Annotated in this window: 14 protein-coding genes; 12 read left to right on the plus strand and 2 right to left on the minus strand. The window is 61.8% G+C overall.

Features of this window, described 5'->3' with window-relative positions:
- Positions 1-15 precede the first annotated feature (15 nt).
- From K3759_RS08665 to K3759_RS08675, 3 genes are read left to right on the plus strand one after another with little or no spacing between them, the layout of a single operon-like run.
- A complete protein-coding gene (locus tag K3759_RS08665) occupies positions 16-1,860 on the plus strand; it encodes a peptidyl-prolyl cis-trans isomerase (RefSeq protein WP_259981118.1) in 1,845 nt (614 codons plus the stop codon).
- A gap of 12 nt (positions 1,861-1,872) precedes the next feature.
- Positions 1,873-3,384, plus strand: coding sequence for an anthranilate synthase component I (gene trpE / locus K3759_RS08670; RefSeq protein WP_259981121.1), 1,512 nt, complete (start codon positions 1,873-1,875; stop codon positions 3,382-3,384).
- Positions 3,385-3,386: 2 nt separating this feature from the next.
- Positions 3,387-4,427, plus strand: coding sequence for a succinylglutamate desuccinylase/aspartoacylase family protein (locus K3759_RS08675; RefSeq protein ID WP_259981123.1), 1,041 nt, complete (start codon positions 3,387-3,389; stop codon positions 4,425-4,427).
- 12 nt (positions 4,428-4,439) lie between these two features.
- Here the strand turns inward: K3759_RS08675 and K3759_RS08680 are convergent, their stop codons facing one another.
- Positions 4,440-5,999, minus strand: coding sequence for a divergent polysaccharide deacteylase family protein (locus K3759_RS08680; RefSeq protein ID WP_259981124.1), 1,560 nt, complete (start codon positions 5,997-5,999; stop codon positions 4,440-4,442).
- A 165-nt stretch (positions 6,000-6,164) separates the two neighbouring features.
- Between K3759_RS08680 and K3759_RS08685 the strand changes: the two genes are divergently transcribed.
- The 7 genes from K3759_RS08685 (at position 6,165) to lexA (ending at position 11,645) form a co-directional block, all read left to right on the plus strand.
- Positions 6,165-6,746, plus strand: coding sequence for an aminodeoxychorismate/anthranilate synthase component II (locus K3759_RS08685; RefSeq protein ID WP_259981126.1), 582 nt, complete (start codon positions 6,165-6,167; stop codon positions 6,744-6,746).
- Entirely contained in the window at positions 6,743-7,759 is a 1,017-nt protein-coding gene (trpD, locus tag K3759_RS08690) for an anthranilate phosphoribosyltransferase (RefSeq protein WP_259981128.1), read from the plus strand. Before K3759_RS08685 ends, trpD begins: the two co-directional genes overlap by 4 nt.
- On the plus strand, positions 7,756-8,415 hold the full coding sequence (locus K3759_RS08695) for a uracil-DNA glycosylase (RefSeq protein WP_259981129.1): 660 nt from the start codon (positions 7,756-7,758) through the stop codon (positions 8,413-8,415). The genes trpD and K3759_RS08695 overlap by 4 nt, the downstream gene beginning before the upstream one ends.
- A gap of 7 nt (positions 8,416-8,422) precedes the next feature.
- Entirely contained in the window at positions 8,423-9,235 is an 813-nt protein-coding gene (trpC, locus tag K3759_RS08700) for an indole-3-glycerol phosphate synthase TrpC (RefSeq protein WP_259981131.1), read from the plus strand.
- A complete protein-coding gene (gene moaC, locus K3759_RS08705; protein WP_311199005.1) occupies positions 9,235-9,708 on the plus strand; it encodes a cyclic pyranopterin monophosphate synthase MoaC in 474 nt (157 codons plus the stop codon). Before trpC ends, moaC begins: the two co-directional genes overlap by 1 nt.
- Positions 9,705-10,877 carry a gephyrin-like molybdotransferase Glp gene (glp, locus tag K3759_RS08710; protein WP_259981136.1) on the plus strand — a complete coding sequence of 391 codons (1,173 nt, stop codon included), beginning with the start codon at positions 9,705-9,707 and terminating at the stop codon, positions 10,875-10,877. Before moaC ends, glp begins: the two co-directional genes overlap by 4 nt.
- A 72-nt stretch (positions 10,878-10,949) precedes the next feature.
- Entirely contained in the window at positions 10,950-11,645 is a 696-nt protein-coding gene (lexA, locus tag K3759_RS08715; protein ID WP_259981138.1) for a transcriptional repressor LexA, read from the plus strand.
- On the opposite strand, the gene K3759_RS08720 is transcribed toward lexA, so the two are convergent.
- A complete protein-coding gene (locus K3759_RS08720; protein ID WP_259981140.1) occupies positions 11,639-13,666 on the minus strand; it encodes a ComEC/Rec2 family competence protein in 2,028 nt (675 codons plus the stop codon). The two genes, lexA and K3759_RS08720, sit on opposite strands and share 7 nt — an antisense overlap.
- 115 nt (positions 13,667-13,781) lie before the next feature.
- Between K3759_RS08720 and gltX the strand changes: the two genes are divergently transcribed.
- Positions 13,782-15,182 (plus strand): glutamate--tRNA ligase, encoded by a 1,401-nt coding sequence (gltX, locus tag K3759_RS08725; protein ID WP_259981143.1) that lies wholly within the window; start codon positions 13,782-13,784, stop codon positions 15,180-15,182.
- A 115-nt stretch (positions 15,183-15,297) separates the two neighbouring features.
- Positions 15,298-16,593 (plus strand): citrate synthase, encoded by a 1,296-nt coding sequence (locus K3759_RS08730; RefSeq protein ID WP_259981145.1) that lies wholly within the window; start codon positions 15,298-15,300, stop codon positions 16,591-16,593.
- Positions 16,594-17,054: the final 461 nt, after the last annotated feature.

The following is a 17,054-nucleotide window of genomic DNA, read 5'->3' on the forward strand; positions in this document are numbered from 1 at the left end:
ACGAGGGACCGTGTCATGGCCAAAAAAGGCTTCAGCTTATCGAAAACCGCCGTTTGGGTCTTGATGGGCCTGCTTATCTTGGGTCTGGGCGGCTTTGGCGCGATCAATCTCAGTGGCAATCTGCGCAGCATTGGCAGCGTGGGTGACAAGTCCATTTCAGTCGATCAATACGCCCGCCAGTTGCAGCAGGAAATCCGTGCTATTGAGGCCCAGACAGGGGAGAGCCTGCCCTTTGCCCGCGCCCAAGAGATGGGCCTCGACCGCGCGGTGCTGCAACGCATCGTGCGCAACCGCGCGCTGGATCACGAAGCCGCCGAGATGGGCATCTCCATCGGCGATGCCACCCTGCGCGATGAGATCGTCGCGATCTCGGCTTTTCAGGGCATCGACGGCAATTTTGACCGCGAGGGCTATCGTTTCGCCCTCCAGCAGAGCGGTATGAGCGAAGCAGCCTTTGAAACCTCCATCCGCGAAGAGGCCGCGCGCGGCCTGCTGCAACGTGCGATCTTGGGCGGCGTCTCAATGCCTAACACCTACGCCCGCACGCTGGTCGACTACGTTGCCGAAGAGCGTAGCTTCACTTGGGCCCGGCTGAGCGCGGATGACCTCGACACGCCCGTCGCTGAACCGACAGAAGAAGAGCTTCAGGCCTATTACGACGCCAACACCGATGACTTCATGCTGCCCGCCAGCAAAAGCATCACCTACGCATGGCTCCGCCCCGAAGACCTGCTGGACGAAGTTGAAGTGCCCGAAGAAGAGTTGCGCGCCGAATATGATGCCCGCAGCGATGAATACGACCAGCCCGAGCGTCGCTTGGTTGAACGTTTGGTCTTTGCCAACGAAGAGGCCGCCACGCAGGCCGCAGCAGCGCTCGAAGTTGACGGCACCACCTTTGAAGCGCTGGTCGAAGAGCGCGGGCTGGCGCTGGCGGATGTGGATATGGGCGATGTCGCTAAATCCGATCTCGACGCGGCTGGTGATGCCGTCTTTACCGCCGAGAGCGGCGAGATTGTTGGCCCCCTGCCCAGCTCGCTCGGGCCTGCACTTTTCCGCGTGAACGGCATCTTGCCCGCACAGAACGTGCCTTTCGAAGAGGCGCGTGAGGTGCTTGAAGAAACCCTCGCCATTTCCCGTGCGACCCGCGCCGTGGAAGCCCGCGCGCAAGAGATTGACGACCGTCTCGCAGGGGGTGCCACGCTCGAAGACCTGGCCAAGGAAACCAAGATGAACCTCGGCGCCATCGACTGGACCCAAGAAAGCAGTGAAGGCATCGCCGCCTACGGCGCGTTCCGCGAGGCTGCGGCTGGCTTGAGTGCCGATGCCTTCCCCCAGATCGACCAGTTGGAAGACGGCGGCATCTTTGCCATGCGCCTGGATGAGACCAAACCCGAGCGTCCCGAACCATTCGAACAGGCCCGCGACGCGGTTCAGACCGCATGGCGCAACGCGCAGATCGTAGAGGCCCTGACCGCCAAGGCCGAAAGCCTGACCACTGAACTGGCCAAAGAAGGTGGCTTTGAAGCCGCTGGTCTTGAGCCCAAGCTGGGTGAGGGCATGACCCGCAGCTCCTATGTGGACGGCACGCCGGACAACTTCATGGATCAAGTTTTTGACCTCGACGAAGGCGGCGTGGCCGTGTTGCCCGCGGGCGACCATGTGGTGGTGTTGCGTCTTGATGCCGTGACCCCGGCGGGTGAGAACGATGAAACCCAAGCGCTGATGGACCGTCTGTCGCAGCAGTTGGATCAGGCGCTGGCCCAAGGTCTTTTCGATATCTACAGCAATGCAGTGATGCGCGATGCCGATCCTCAGATCGACCAGCGCGCGGTCAGTGCCGTGCATGTGAACTTTCCCTGATAGGCAGTTTTGATGGCCCTGACCCCGGATTTCGACACTTTCGCCCGCGCCTATGAAGCGGGCGAAAACCAGATCGTCTACACCCGCCTTGCCGCCGATCTCGACACGCCTGTGTCCTTGATGCTGAAACTCACCGGCGCGGCAGAGAATGCCTTTGTGCTGGAATCCGTCACCGGCGGTGACGTGCGCGGGCGCTATTCGATCATCGGCATGAAGCCCGACCTGATCTGGCGTTGCCGGGGGGAGACCGCCGCCCTCAATCGCGCCGCTCGCTACGATGCGGACGCCTTTGAGGACATGCCCGGCGATCCGCTGGACCGTCTGCGCGATGTCATAGCGGAATCCCGGATCACCCTGCCCGATGATCTGCCCCAAGCCGCAGCCGGTCTCTTTGGCTATCTTGGCTATGACATGATCCGCCTGGTCGAGCATCTGCCCCATGTGAACCCCGACCCTCTCGGCCTGCCTGACGCGGTAATGATGCGCCCCTCGGTCGTGGCCGTGTTGGATGGGGTGAAGGGCGAAGTCACCATCGTCTCCCCCGCGTGGGTGTCCGAGGGTCAGACGGCCCGTGCCGCCTATGCCCAAGCCGCCGAGCGGGTGATGGATGCCGTGCGCGATCTGGAACGGGCCATGCCGCAGACCTCCCGCGATTTAGGAGAGCCTGAAGACGCGCCGGAGCCGGTCAGCAACTTCACCCGCGACGGATACAAGGACGCAGTGGAAAAGGCGCGCGATTATATCAAGGCGGGCGATATCTTTCAGGTGGTGCCAAGCCAGCGTTGGGCCCAAGGGTTCACGCAACCGCCCTTCGCGCTCTACCGCAGCCTGCGGCGCACCAATCCGTCGCCTTTCATGTTCTACTTCAACTTCGGCGGCTTCCATGTGGTCGGCGCAAGCCCCGAAATCCTCGTGCGGGTCTTTGGCAACGAAGTCACCATTCGCCCCATCGCAGGCACCCGCAAGCGCGGTGCCACGCCGGAGGAGGACCGCGCGCTGGAGGCCGACCTGCTGAGCGATCCGAAAGAACTGGCCGAGCACCTCATGCTGCTCGATCTGGGCCGCAACGATGTGGGCCGGGTCGCCAAGATCGGCACCGTGCGCCCCACCGAAGAGTTCATTGTTGAGCGCTACAGCCACGTCATGCACATCGTCTCCAACGTGGTCGGAGAGTTGAAGGAGGGCAAAGATGCGCTCGACGCATTCTTTGCCGGAATGCCCGCAGGCACCGTCTCGGGCGCGCCCAAGGTCCGCGCGATGGAGATTATCGACGAGTTGGAACCCGAAAAGCGCGGCGTCTACGGCGGCGGCGTGGGGTATTTCAGCGCGGGCGGCGACATGGACATGTGCATCGCCCTGCGCACCGCGGTGGTGAAGGACGAAACGCTCTACATCCAAGCCGGGGGCGGTGTCGTTTACGACAGCGATCCAGAGGCCGAGTTCATGGAAACCGTCCATAAATCCGGCGCGATCCGCCGGGCTGCAGCCGATGCCGCGCGCTTTGGCGGTAAAGGGAACAGCTGACCATGCCGAACCGTGCCCCCTTTCAGATTGCGGGGCATTCCGTTGCCCCCGGCAGCAGCCTTGCGGTCGACCTGCCCGTCTCGATTCTGCCGGATCACACGCCGGTGCATCTGTCGCTTGAGATCTACCACGGAAAACGCCCGGGGCCGACGATGTTCGTCTCTGCCGCCGTGCATGGGGATGAGGTCATCGGCGTTGAGATCACCCGTCGCTTGCTGCGCGCGCCGCAACTCTCTGCCCTGCGTGGCACGCTGATCGTGGTGCCGGTGGTGAACTCTTTCGGTTTTCTCAACCGCTCACGCTACCTGCCCGACCGCCGCGACCTGAACCGCTGCTTCCCCGGCTCGCCTTCTGGCAGTCTTGGCGCGCGGCTGGCGCATATTTTCCTGCAAGAGGTGGTGCTGCGCTGCGACTTTGGTGTGGATCTACATTCGGCGGCGATCCACCGCACGAACCTGCCGCAGGTGCGCGTCTCGCCCGCCGACAAGGTGACCCAAAAGATGGCGATGGATTTCGGCGCGCCGGTGGTGCTGACCTCACCCCTGCGGGACGGTTCTTTGCGCGCGGTCGCGGCAAAACAAGGCACGCCAATCCTGCTTTATGAGGCGGGCGAAGGGCTGCGTTTTGACGAAATGGCCGTGCGTGCGGGGCTCGCGGGGATCCTGCGGGTCATGCGCGGCCAAGACATGCTGCCCGCAAAGGGCATCGCCCGGGCCCGCAGCGCGCCCTATATCTGCACCGCATCCCATTGGCTCCGCGCCCCTGCGGGGGGGCTGCTGCGCACCTTCCGCGCCGAAGGTGAGACGGTGGCCGAAGGCGAACTGCTCGCCATCGTGTCAGACCCGTTTGGCAAAGAAGAAGCCGAGCTTCTGGCCGATGCGCCGGGGATCCTCATCGGGCGGGCGATCTTGCCCATCGTCAACGAAGGCGACGCGGTCTTTCACCTTGCCAAGCTTAGCCCCCGCGCGGCGGAGGCAACGGTCGATGATTTGGCCAGCCAGTTGGAAGAAGATCCGCTCTTCGACGAAGACGAGATCATCTAAACCTGCGCGGGGTCACTCCTCGCGCAGCAAGACCGCAGAGACGGGGACCAAGGTCACATCACTGGCCCGGTCCTGCAACCCCCAGAGCAACAGCGCCGAGACGGTATCGGGCCGCAAGCGGCCCAGCATGATCACCGCCCCCTCCTGCCCGGCCCTGAACGCTGCCTGATCCAGAAAACGGCGGATCACCCGCGCGGTCTGATCCTTGCTGTCAAAGTCACGAAACACCGGATCCGCAGGCACGCCCGCTTTCCGCGCCAGTTTGGGCATGGTGTTAAGCCCCTTGTCCTGTGTCACCAACCCATGGCCTGACTGCGCAAGGATATCTGTTACCTGATCGGTCAGCGCACGGCTGCCTTGAAAACCGCTCTCGGTCCCTTCCAGTACACCCACCACCGGACCGATCCGGTCGAGCGTGGCGGCAAAGGTCGTCTCGGCGTCGCTGGGTTGGGCGCCCTCCGGCAGATCGACCATCGCCAAGACCTCAAACCCGGCTTCGCGGTAAATCTTTACCCGCTCCGCCGCATTTGGCAGAGTGCTGTCGACGGCAAAGCTCAGCGGATAGGGAAAGCTGCGCAGCGCGGCCAAGCCAGCACTCCCTGCGGTGACCGAGGTGCCATCGTCGATCAGCACCACGCTCATCAGCGGCTTGCCCTCGGGCAGCTCACCAGCGAAGCTATTGACCACCACGGGGCGCGGGTCTTCAACTGAGATCTCGTCAGGCTCGCCGGGCTCTGCCACGGCTGTCGCGCCGGGGCGGTTGATCACAACGCCCGTGTTGCGGTCAGTCAGCGTAGCTGCCGGTGAGCCGATGGCCGGGCGGCTGTCGCCCTCGGGATCGGCGGGTTCTGGATCGACTTCTACGGCCTCCAGATCTTCTGGCACAGGGGTGTCTGCTGCGGCGGTTTCAGTGTCCGCCATGGGTTCGGGCGTGTCTGCTTCGGCGTCAGCAGTAGGTGCGGTTTCGACCACATCCGTCTGCGGAGCGGGCTCCACAGCATCCTCTTCAACCGACACTTCTTCCGCTGGCAAGGTGATTGGATCGGCCTCCTCCACCTCCGGCGCTTCCATGCCCTGCGGGGCGTCAAAAGCGCCTTCGATATCGGCCACATCCGGCGCAGGCGGCTGTGCAGGTTCGGTGCTGATCGAAAGCTCATCTACGGGCTGCGGCACGCCGGGCGCCATGGCTTGTGGGTTCGGCAGCACTGGCTCTTCCGCACCGGGAGACCTCGGGGTCTGGCCCTCTGGGGCTGCGGGGGTGCTAAGCCCTTCGGCATCGCCCGTCTCCGGCAAGCTGGCTGAGGTCTGGGTGTCAGGGTCGAGCGCGGCAAGGCTGTCTTGCTGCGGGACATCCGCACGCGGTGCGGGGGCGTTCAACACCGGCGCGGAATCGCGGCTGCGCCCCTGGTCGCCTGCATCGGTCACATTCACCCGCGCCGGCGCGAGACCGGAGCCCGGCGCATCGCCCACCTGCGGCGGCAGCGGCAAGGGCATCATGAGCGACACCGCACCGGCGACGCCGATGCTGGCCACACCGCCCCAAATCAGCCCGCTTAGAATTCCGCGTGCCATCTGCGCTACTCCTGCTGTCTGCGCCACGGCCAGAAAGCCCGGCGATCCCTCAATTGGCTTGCCCCAAACTCTTGACGATAGGGTTCAAGCCTGAACATGTATGCGAAAACCTATACCGCGCCCCGGCGTGGTTTCTCCAGTCCTAATACAAAGAAATGCCTGCCTGTGCTGCTGCTCATCGATAACTACGACAGCTTTACCTATAATCTGGTTCATTACCTGGGCAGCCTCGGCGCGGATGTGCAGGTGCACCGCAACGATGCGCTTAGCGTGGATGAAGCGATGTCCATGAACCCCGCCGGGATCTTGCTGTCTCCCGGCCCCTGTGATCCTGACCAAGCGGGGATTTGCCTAGGGTTGACCCATGCCGCTGCCGAAGCGCGGGTGCCGCTCTTGGGTGTCTGCCTTGGTCATCAAACGCTGGGCCAAGCCTTTGGCGGAAAAGTCGTGCGCGCGGATGACATCGTGCACGGCAAACTGGGCCAGATGCAGCACGAAGGGCGCGGTGTCTTTGCCGGGCTGCCCTCGCCTTTCGGGGCCACGCGTTATCACTCGCTGGTGGTGGAACGCGCAAGCCTGCCTGATTGCCTTGAGATTACCGCCTCGCTCGAAGACGGCACGATTATGGGCCTGCAACACCGCGAATTGCCGCTGCACGGCGTGCAATTCCACCCGGAATCGATCCGGTCCGAGCATGGCCACGCCCTGCTGCAAAACTTCCTGAATGAAATGAAAGTCCCGGCATGAGCGCTGCGTTAAAACCTCTGTTGGACGCCGCCGCCAATGGGCCGCTGACCTCGGAACAAGCTGTCGAAGCCTTTGAGATCCTCTTTGAAGGCGAAGCCACGCCAAGCCAGATCGGCGGTTTTCTCATGGCCCTGCGCACCCGGGGCGAAACGGTCACCGAATATGCCGCCGCGGCACAGGTCATGCGCAGCAAATGCATCGCCGTGCGCGCGCCCGAAGGGGCGATCGACATCGTTGGCACCGGCGGCGATGGCAAGGGCACGCTCAACATATCCACCGCTGCAGCCTTTGTCGCGGCGGGCGCCGGGGCGATCGTCGCGAAACACGGCAACCGCAACCTCAGCTCGAAATCTGGCGCTTCCGACGCGCTGTCGCAGCTTGGGATCAACGTCATGGTTGGCCCCGCCGTTGTGGAGCGGGAATTGGCTGAGGCCGGCATCGGCTTCATGATGGCGCCGATGCACCACCCTGCGGTCGCCCATGTCATGCCGACCCGGTCCGAACTTGGCACCCGCACGATCTTTAACATCCTGGGCCCGCTCACCAATCCGGCAGGGGTGAAGCGCCAGTTGACCGGCGCCTATACCCGCAATCTGATCGAGCCGATGGCCCTGACGCTGAAACACCTTGGCTCCGAAAAAGCGTGGCTCGTTCACGGCTCCGACGGCACGGATGAGTTGACCATCACCGGCGTGAGCTGGGTCGCGGCCTTGGAAAATGGCGTGGTGAACCTGCGCGAATTGCACCCCGAAGACGCGGGTCTGCCCGTGCATCCATTCGAGGCAATCGCTGGGGGCGAACCGGCTGAGAACACCAAACATTTCAAAGCGCTGCTGGACGGCGCGCCATCGGGCTACCGGGATGCGGTTCTGCTAAACGCCGCGGCCGCGCTGGTGGTTGCGGATGTGGCAACCGACCTCAAATCCGGCGTCGAAATGGCGCGGGAAAGCATCGACAGCGGTGCTGCGCGGGACCGGATCGAAAAAGTGGCGCGCATCAGTCAGGCGAAATGACGCCCCTGAACCTCAGCACGCTTGGGTGTTGGGCAGAACTGCCCTTTTTCGCAGAAGAATGGCCCGGCATCGCGGAGAGATTGGCCGCTGAGCCGCGCGAGGTTCTCCCTCCCGCACCCCAGATCTTCGCCGCCCTTGAACATATCCACCCCGATGCGGTCGACGTCGTCATCCTAGGTCAAGATCCCTATCCCACGCCGGGCCACGCCCACGGCTATGCCTTCTCAGCGGAACCGGACGTGCGCCCTATTCCAAGATCATTAGTGAATATTTTCAAGGAATTGCATGACGATCTTGGCGCATCACCTCAAGACCCAGATCTGCGGTTCTGGACCGATCAGGGCGTCTTGCTGTTAAACACCGTTCTTACCGTACCTGCGGGCGACGCGAATGGCCACGCCAAACTCGGCTGGCAAAAACTGACCACGCAGGTGCTCACCCGCCTTTCGGATCGTCCTCGTGCCTATCTGCTCTGGGGTGCGCATGCGCAAAAGGCAGCAGCGCAGGTTGATCCGGTGCAGAACCTCAAGATCGAGACGCCGCACCCCTCGCCGCTCTCCGCCCGGCGCGGCTTCTTCGGATCACGACCTTTCAGCCGCGTGAATGACTGGTTGCAGCGCCAAGGCAAGCCCGGCATACATTGGACAAACCCGTGAGGATGCCATGACCGCCACAATTCTGGAAAAAATCAAAGCCTATAAGCTGGAAGAAATCGCCGCTGCCAAGGCCGAAAAATCGCAGGCCGACATGGAGGCCGCCGCCCGTGCAGCACCGCCCGTGCGCCCCTTTGCGCAGCGCTTGCACGAAGCCTCCCGCGAGGGCTATGGCCTGATCGCCGAGATCAAGAAAGCCAGCCCGTCGAAAGGGTTGATCCGAGAAGATTTCGAGCCCGCCGACCTTGCCCGCGCCTATGCCGCAGGCGGCGCAACCTGCCTTTCGGTTTTGACCGACACGCCGAGTTTCCAAGGCGCGAAAGAGTTTTTGGTCGATGCCCGCGCGGCCTGCGACCTTCCGGTGCTGCGCAAGGATTTCCTTTACGACCCCTATCAAGTCGCCGAAGCGCGCAGCCTTGGCGCGGATTGCATTCTGATCATCATGGCCTCTGTCTCTGATGCGCAGGCCGCCGAGTTGGAGCAAGCCGCGCAGGACTGGGGAATGGATGCGTTGATCGAAGTGCATGACGCCGCCGAACTGGCCCGCGCCGAAAAACTTACCAGCCGTATGATCGGTATTAATAACCGCAATCTCAATACCTTCGAGACCTCTCTTGATGTGACACGTCAACTGTCCGAGGCGGTTCCGCCTGATCGGATTCTGGTCTGCGAATCTGGCCTCTATACCCCAGCCGACCTCGCTGATATGGCGATTTACGGCGCGCGCTGTTTCTTGATTGGCGAAAGTCTTATGCGGCAGGAAGATGTCGAACAGGCCACCCGCGATCTGTTGGCGAGTCCACTCGTCCCCGGAGGTATGTGATGGCGCTCACCCACTTTGATGCTGAAGGCGACGCGCATATGGTCGATGTCTCAGATAAGGCCGTGACCTCCCGCGTGGCCAAGGCCGAGAGCTACATCAAGATGGCGTCGGAAACGTTTGATATCATTACCGAAGGACGCGCGAAGAAGGGTGACGTTCTGGGCGTCGCGCGGCTTGCTGGCATTATGGCCGCCAAGCGCACCGCCGATCTGATTCCCCTTTGCCATCCTCTGCCCATCACCAAAGTTAGTGTCGAGCTGACCCCCGATGCCTCCCTCCCTGGTATTCGTATCGTTGCGACAGTCAAAACCACGGGCCAAACCGGGGTTGAGATGGAAGCCCTTACGGCAGCCTCGGTCGCTGCACTCACCGTCTATGATATGTCAAAGGCCGTGGATAAGGCGATGGAGATCGGCGGCACAAGGGTCATTCTAAAAGATGGCGGTAAATCAGGCCGTTACGAGGCGACATGATCAGCGTAGATGAGGCGTTGGACGCGGTCCTTAACCTTGTAGCGCCCCTAAAGTCCGAAGACGTTCCCCTCCGCGCCGTCAATGGCCGTGTGCTATCGCGCCCCGTGACCGCGCAACGTAACCAGCCGCCCTTCGCCGCGTCCTCCATGGACGGCTACGCCCTGCGCCGGGCCGAGGTCGAGCCCGATGCGATGTTCAAGGTCGTCGGCGAAGCCGCGGCGGGCCATGGATACGCAGGCACGCTTCGCGCCGGTCAGGCCGTCCGCATTTTCACCGGCGCGCCGGTGCCAGATGGCGCAGATTTCGTCGTGATCCAAGAGGACGTGACCCGGAGAGGCGACCTTATTACTCTTGGGCATCGAATTGATAAGAAAGACAATATCAGACCAGCCGGGGGTGATTTTAGGCTTGGCGATGAACTGACCGCACCGCGCCGCCTGCGCCCCGCCGATGTGGCGCTGTTGGCAGCCATGAACGTCGCAAGTGTGCCCGTCACCCGCAAACCGATCATCGCGATCCTTGCCACCGGCGATGAGTTGGTGCAGCCCGGCGAAGACCCCGGCCCGGACCAGATCATCGCCTCCAACAGTTACGGGCTTGCCGCGATGTTAGAAGACGCTGGCGCCGAAGTCCGGATGCTGCCCATCGCCCGTGACACCGTGGCATCGCTTAAACAAGCCTTCGCTTTAGCCCATGGTGCGGACCTGATCGTCACGATCGGTGGCGCATCAGTTGGCGATCATGATCTTATCGCCCCGGTTGCTGCGGAATTGGGGATGGAACAGGCCTTTTATAAGGTCGCGATGCGCCCGGGCAAGCCGCTCATGGCTGGGAAGATTGCGGGTGCTACGATGATTGGGCTTCCGGGAAATCCAGTCTCGGCAATGGTTTGCGGGGCGATCTTCGTTCTGCCAATGCTGCGTCGAATGCTCGGGCTCTCAAATGTGCATGCGCCGCTACACAGTGCCCCCCTCGGACGCGAGATCGGCGCAAACGGGCCGCGCGCGCATTACATGCGGGCCAACCTCCGAGACGGTGCGCTTTATCCAGATGATCAACAGGATTCGTCCCTTTTGTCTGTGCTGGCACAGGCCGATGCTTTGATGATCCGTCCGCCGCAGGATCCGGCACGAAATGCCGGGGAAATACAGCAGTACATTTTGATTTAACGCCTACCTGCGGTTGACACAAAACAAGAACATCCCTAGAACAAAACCAACAAAAGCTTCAGGGGGCGTGCGATGCTGACCAAAAAACAACTCGATTTGCTGTCTTTCATTCATCAGCGCGCGCAACGCGATGGCGTCCCGCCCAGCTTTGATGAGATGAAATTGGCGCTCGATCTGCGGTCAAAATCAGGCATCCACCGGTTGATTACGGCGTTGGAAGAACGCGGGTTCATCCGCCGTCTTGCCCATCGCGCCCGGGCGATTGAAGTGGTGAAACTGCCTGAGAGCCTAGGCGGTGCACCCGGTTTCGCACCGCGCGTGATTGACGGGGATCGCCCCGACACCCCACCGCCGGCCACCGCCCAGCCAATTACATCTCATCACGCCTTCGACGTGCCCGTCATGGGCCGGATCGCCGCCGGTGTTCCGATTGAGGCGATCTCGCAAGTGTCCCACAGCGTCACTGTGCCCGGTGGCATGATCGCCGGTCAGGGAGAGCATTACGCGCTTGAGGTGCGGGGCGACTCGATGATTGAGGCTGGCATTAACGATGGCGATATCGTGGTGATCCGTGAGACATCGGTCGCTGACAATGGCGATATCGTGGTCGCCTTGGTTGAGGATCAAGAGGCGACGCTAAAACGTTTCCGCCGACAGGGGTCTTCGGTCGCGTTGGAGGCGGCGAATGCGGCCTATGAGACCCGCGTGCTGCCTTCGGATAAGGTGAAGGTTCAGGGGCGTCTTGTTGGGTTGATCCGCACCTACTGACGCGGCGGCCTGCTGTTCCACAAACGTGCGCCGGCGCGGTCCTTTGCCGTGGTGATCTGCCATCCTTGGGGTGATCTATGCAGCGCCAGCGCGCCGGTTTCCCGTAGTTGAACAGGATCGAAAACAGGGCAGCCCCAGTTCCGGGCCGCCTCGACCTTAGCCGACGCGATCACGATTTCTCCGCTCTGACAGCCGGTAAATGCGGCGACGGCCCGTTTTCCTGAAAGATGAATGATGCTTACTTCATTGTCTGGCCAGCGCCGAGCCGCCTTGGCCTGATCGGCACCGTCACCATCGTTCTCAAGCCAGTTTCGCGCGACAAAACCGGCGCCTTTCTCTTTACTGAGCGCGCGGCCCGTTGGGGTCATCACGCCGACAAGCGTTCCGGTTTCTGCGACCAATACTTCCGGCCGCACTGTCCCTTGCCAGAGTATGAAGGACAGCGACATCGCAAGGCAGCCCAGCCAGCGTAAGCGTCCTTGCCACAGGATCAACCATAGGAACCCCAACGACAACAGGGGGAGCACCCAGCCCCCTGGCCCCGGAACGAAGCTGCGTGCCCCGGGCCAATGGGATACCACGTCGGCGACGAAAAGGATCCATCTCAGCCCCAGCCCCATTGCCCATAGCGGTATCCCGTCCAATCCAAAGGGCGCAGCGACTGCGGCCAAGACGGCGGCGGGGATGACCAAAAGCCCCATCAATGGGACCGACAGCAGGTTTGCCACCAATCCGTAATGCGCGATTGTGTTAAAATGCGCGGCTGAGATCGGCGCAGTGGCGAACCCTGCCACAGCAGAAGAAATCACCACAGCGGCGACCGGGCGGAGGTGACGCGGGATGACCTCGCCTTCGAAATCGCGCATCCAGCCGAAGACCGCGACAAGCGCCGTGGTTGCGGCGAATGACATCTGAAACCCCGGCCCCATAAGCGCTTCGGGGCGCAGGGTCAGCACGATGATCCCCGCCACGGCCACGGCGCGCAATGAGATTGCCCGCCGCCCAATCATCAGCGCGCATAATGCGACGGCGCACATGACATAGGCCCGCTCGGTCGCGACATTGCCGCCGGACAGCGCAAGGTAGCCTGTGGCTGCGGTGAGGGCGGCCCCCGCGGCGATGCTTCGGCTTGGCCAGCGTGTTGCGCTTACAGGATGCAGGGCCAAGATCAGGCGGACCGCTCCGAAGACCACCGCGCTCAGCAGCCCCATATGGAGACCAGAAATTGCCAATAGATGCGCGAGATTGCTGCTGCGGAGGTTCTGGAGCGCATCTTGAGAAATGGCGCTGCGGTCACCTGTTGTGATGGCCGCGGCGAACCCGCCGATGTCGCCGGGAAGACGTTCGCGCACGCGGGCTGAGGCGGCCATACGCAACTGAAACAAAGTGAGCCCGAAATCCCTTTTAGAAGGTTCCGCAATCCCCATCAGCGGGACACGGGCGTAACCCACAGCGCCCAGTCCGGCGAACCAAGCATGTCGTTGAAAATCGAAGCCACCCGGTTCGACCGGGCCTGAGGGTGGCGACAGATGCGCCGTGGTCATCACCTGCATCCCCGGCCTGGGCGCGATTGCCCCAGGAAGTGGCGAATGCAACGATACCCGCACCCGCGCCGGGGTGCGCCCGGGCGGCACTCGGTCCAACCGGACGTGATCAAGCGTGACACGCGGCGCGTCCGACTGGCTGCGGTCGAGGGCCACGACGCGCCCTTCGACCGGGCCGTAGTAGCGCCAACCGAGCACCGGCGCAGCCATTAAGTGAGCCCGCAGCGCTGCGAGCAGCAGGCCAAGCAAAACCACGGCCATGGCCACGGCAAAGGGTGCCGTGACCTCAGGCAACAGCCTCGATGCTATCGCAAGTCCCGCCACGGCGAGGGCAACGCCCCATAGCTGCGACAAAGACGGCTCCTCCGCCAGCGAAAAGTACCAGCCGATACCCAAAGCGAGGCAAACCGGCACCCAGCCAAACAGATGCCCCCGCTGGCGCAGCATCATGGCGCTGAACTGGTTCCAAAGGCCCATGCTTGCCCCCGCGGATCGCACTGGGTAGACAGTCATCAAATCCTAGGAGCGGGATGGTTACCAATCGGTAAACGCCGCTCCGAACAGCATATCTCTGACCGAAAGGCCCCCCGCCATGAACGCCCCTGTTGTGACCCGCTTCGCCCCTTCTCCCACCGGGTTCCTGCACATCGGCGGGGCGCGTACCGCTCTGTTTAATTGGCTTTATGCGCGTGGCCGGGGGGGCAAATTCCTGCTGCGGATCGAAGACACCGACCGGGCGCGCTCCACTCCCGAGGCGACCGAAGCGATTCTCAAAGGCATGGCGTGGCTGGGCCTTGACCACGACGGCGAGATCGTCAGCCAGTTTGAGAATGCCCCGCGCCACGCCGAAGTGGCGAACGAGCTGCTCGCAGCGGGCAAAGCCTATAAGTGTTTTGCCACCCAAGACGAAATCACCGCCTTCCGCGAGGCGGCCAAGGCCGAGGGGCGCAGCACGCTCTATCGCTCCCCTTGGCGCGATGCCGATCCGGCGAGCCATCCTGACGCACCTTTCGTCATCCGGATCAAGGCCCCATTGGAAGGCACCACCGTGATCCGCGATCAGGTGCAAGGCGATGTCACCATCCGCAACGACCAGCTCGACGATATGATCCTGCTGCGCTCGGACGGTACACCGGTTTATATGCTCGCCGTGGTGGTGGACGATCACGATATGGGCGTGACCCATGTGGTGCGCGGCGATGACCACCTCAACAATGCCGCCCGCCAGATGATGATCTATGAGGCGATGGGCTGGGACGTGCCGGTTTGGGCGCATATCCCGCTGATCCACGGCGCGGACGGCAAGAAACTGTCGAAACGTCACGGCGCTTTGGGGGCGCAGGAATATCAGGTGATGGGCTATCCGGCGGCGGGGATGCGCAACTATCTCGCGCGGCTGGGGTGGAGCCATGGGGATGACGAATTCTTTACCGATGCACAGGCGCAGGAGTGGTTCGACCTTGACGGGATACGCAAAAGCCCCGCGCAGTTTGACCTAAAAAAGCTGGAAAACCTCTGCGGTCAACATATCGCGCAGGCCGATGATGCCGCGCTGCGGCGCGAAATCGAAGCCTATCTGGAGGCCGCTGGCCTATCTGCCCTTACGGCACCCCAAGCCGAGGGTTTGGAGCAGGCCATGTATTGCCTCAAAGATCGCGCGAAGACATTCCCAGAACTTCTTGAAAAAGCGTATTTTGTTCTCGCGGAACGCCCGATCACTCCGGATGAGAAGGCCGCAAAGAATCTTGATACGGTATCCCGTGGCATACTGTCGGAATTGACGCCGCAATTGCAAAATGCTAGCTGGAACAAAGAAACGCTGGAGGAGGTACTGAACGGCTTTGCTGCCGCGCATGACACCAAATTTGGCAAGCTGGCGGGGCCCCTTCGGGCGGCTTTGGCTGGCAGGGCAGTCACCCCATCGGTTTTTGACATGATGTTGGTGCTGGGGCGCGATGAAACCCTTGCCCGACTGACAGACGCCGCGGCCTAAGTTTTGGTTCACCACTTCTTTGGGCGGCAGGTATAACTGAACGGGACAGCCTCATTTGGGGCTAGGCCCAGACGGCGGGGCACATCTCCGCAGCCTACATTCGGGAAGGGATTTCATGACCAATAACAATAAAACCGCAACGCTGACGATCGACGACAAGAGCTACGATCTGCCGATCCACAGCCCCACCGACGGGCCTGATGTGCTCGACATTCGCAAGCTCTATGCGCAGGCGGGTGTCTTTACCTATGACCCGGGCTTTACCTCAACAGCGGCCTGCGACAGCACCATCACTTTCATCGACGGTGACAAAGGCGTTCTGCTGCACCGGGGCTATCCGATCGAGCAACTTGCGTCGAAGTCGCATTACCTCGAAGTATGTTATCTGTTGCTCTACGGTGAGCTGCCCGGCCCCAAAGCGCTGGAAGAATTCGAGTGCTTGGTGACCAACCACACCATGCTGCACGAACAGATGATGAACTTCTTCCGCGGTTTCCGTCGTGATGCGCATCCGATGGCAATCATGGTAGGCGTGGTCGGTGCGATGTCGGCCTTCTATCACGACAGCACCGACATCAATGACGAACACCAGCGCGAGGTCGCTACGATCCGCCTGATCGCCAAAATGCCGACCATTGCGGCGATGGCCTATAAATACACCATCGGCCAGCCCTTCATCTATCCGCGCAATGATCTGGACTATGCGTCGAACTTCCTGCGCATGTGCTTTGCCGTGCCCGCCGAAGATCATGAGGTGAACCCGATCCTTAGCCGCGCCATGGACCGGATCTTTACCCTCCACGCGGATCACGAGCAGAACGCCTCGACTTCCACGGTGCGTCTGGCGTCGTCCTCGGGTGCGAACCCGTTTGCCTGTATCGCCGCTGGCATCGCCTGCCTCTGGGGTCCCGCACACGGCGGTGCGAACCAAGCCTGCCTTGAAATGCTCAAGGAAATCGGCACGCCTGACCGCATTCCTGAGTTCATCGCCCGCGCCAAGGACAAGAACGATCCGTTCCGCCTGATGGGCTTTGGCCACCGCGTCTATAAGAACCACGACCCACGCGCGACTGTGATGAAAGAAAGCGCCGACGAAGTGCTGGAGCTTATGGGGGTCGAGAACAACCCGATCCTTCAGGTTGCCAAGGAACTCGAAAAACAGGCGCTGGAGGATCCGTATTTCGCGGAGAAGAAGCTCTTCCCGAATGTCGATTTCTACTCGGGCATCATCCTCGAAGCGATGGGCTTCCCCACCTCGATGTTCACCCCGATCTTCGCGCTTGCGCGGACCGTGGGCTGGATTTCGCAGTGGAAAGAACAGATCAGCGATCCACAGCTTAAAATTGGCCGTCCGCGTCAGCTGTACCTCGGTGAAGACAAGCGCGACTACGTCGATATCGAGAACCGCTGAACCGACTGTTAAAAGACAACGCGAACGCCCCGGATTTCCGGGGCGTTTCGCATTTTGACCGAGCGGTATCCGGGGGCGTTGTTAACCCTAGGGCAACAATGGGGTCGCCACCTACACGGCCCGCAGATCCCTACCGAATCGGGCAACCGTGAGCTTTTCAACAGACCGGTTCCAATGCTCCTGAAAATGAGTGAATGTTTCCAAGCGTTTTGCCAGTTTCGAAACACCCAGCCAAGAAATACGGCCAAATTACGGCACTGTTTCGCGCTGCATGACAATGCCTGCCCCGCGCTTGACGGGATTCCCCGATCAACGTTAGCGTGTAGGCAAGATGTCTTTTCGGGGTGGGAAAGGCATAGCGCGGCACTGCCTTGGGGGGACGTCCCTTTCGCAGTCCGGTAAGATTCCGCTCCATTAGTTGAAGACTTTAAGCTGCCTCGCAGCATGGCCGAGACGAAGGA

Origin of the sequence: Sulfitobacter sp. W027 (genome assembly GCF_025143985.1) — a bacterium.
Classification (GTDB): domain Bacteria; phylum Pseudomonadota; class Alphaproteobacteria; order Rhodobacterales; family Rhodobacteraceae; genus Sulfitobacter.

Bases quoted from the DNA above. Each gene is read 5' to 3' on its own strand.
- K3759_RS08675 (WP_259981123.1), top strand. From the start codon at position 3,387: ATGCCGAACCGTGCCCCCTTTCAGATTGCGGGGCATTCCGTTGCCCCC.
- lexA (WP_259981138.1), top strand. From the start codon at position 10,950: ATGCTGACCAAAAAACAACTCGATTTGCTGTCTTTCATTCATCAGCGC.
- K3759_RS08695 (WP_259981129.1), top strand. From the start codon at position 7,756: ATGACGCCCCTGAACCTCAGCACGCTTGGGTGTTGGGCAGAACTGCCC.
- trpE (WP_259981121.1), top strand. From the start codon at position 1,873: ATGGCCCTGACCCCGGATTTCGACACTTTCGCCCGCGCCTATGAAGCG.
- moaC (WP_311199005.1), top strand. From the start codon at position 9,235: ATGGCGCTCACCCACTTTGATGCTGAAGGCGACGCGCATATGGTCGAT.
- K3759_RS08720 (WP_259981140.1), bottom strand. From the start codon at position 13,666: ATGGGCCTTTGGAACCAGTTCAGCGCCATGATGCTGCGCCAGCGGGGG.
- K3759_RS08680 (WP_259981124.1), bottom strand. From the start codon at position 5,999: ATGGCACGCGGAATTCTAAGCGGGCTGATTTGGGGCGGTGTGGCCAGC.
- gltX (WP_259981143.1), top strand. From the start codon at position 13,782: ATGAACGCCCCTGTTGTGACCCGCTTCGCCCCTTCTCCCACCGGGTTC.
- K3759_RS08665 (WP_259981118.1), top strand. From the start codon at position 16: ATGGCCAAAAAAGGCTTCAGCTTATCGAAAACCGCCGTTTGGGTCTTG.
- K3759_RS08730 (WP_259981145.1), top strand. From the start codon at position 15,298: ATGACCAATAACAATAAAACCGCAACGCTGACGATCGACGACAAGAGC.
- glp (WP_259981136.1), top strand. From the start codon at position 9,705: ATGATCAGCGTAGATGAGGCGTTGGACGCGGTCCTTAACCTTGTAGCG.
- trpC (WP_259981131.1), top strand. From the start codon at position 8,423: ATGACCGCCACAATTCTGGAAAAAATCAAAGCCTATAAGCTGGAAGAA.
- trpD (WP_259981128.1), top strand. From the start codon at position 6,743: ATGAGCGCTGCGTTAAAACCTCTGTTGGACGCCGCCGCCAATGGGCCG.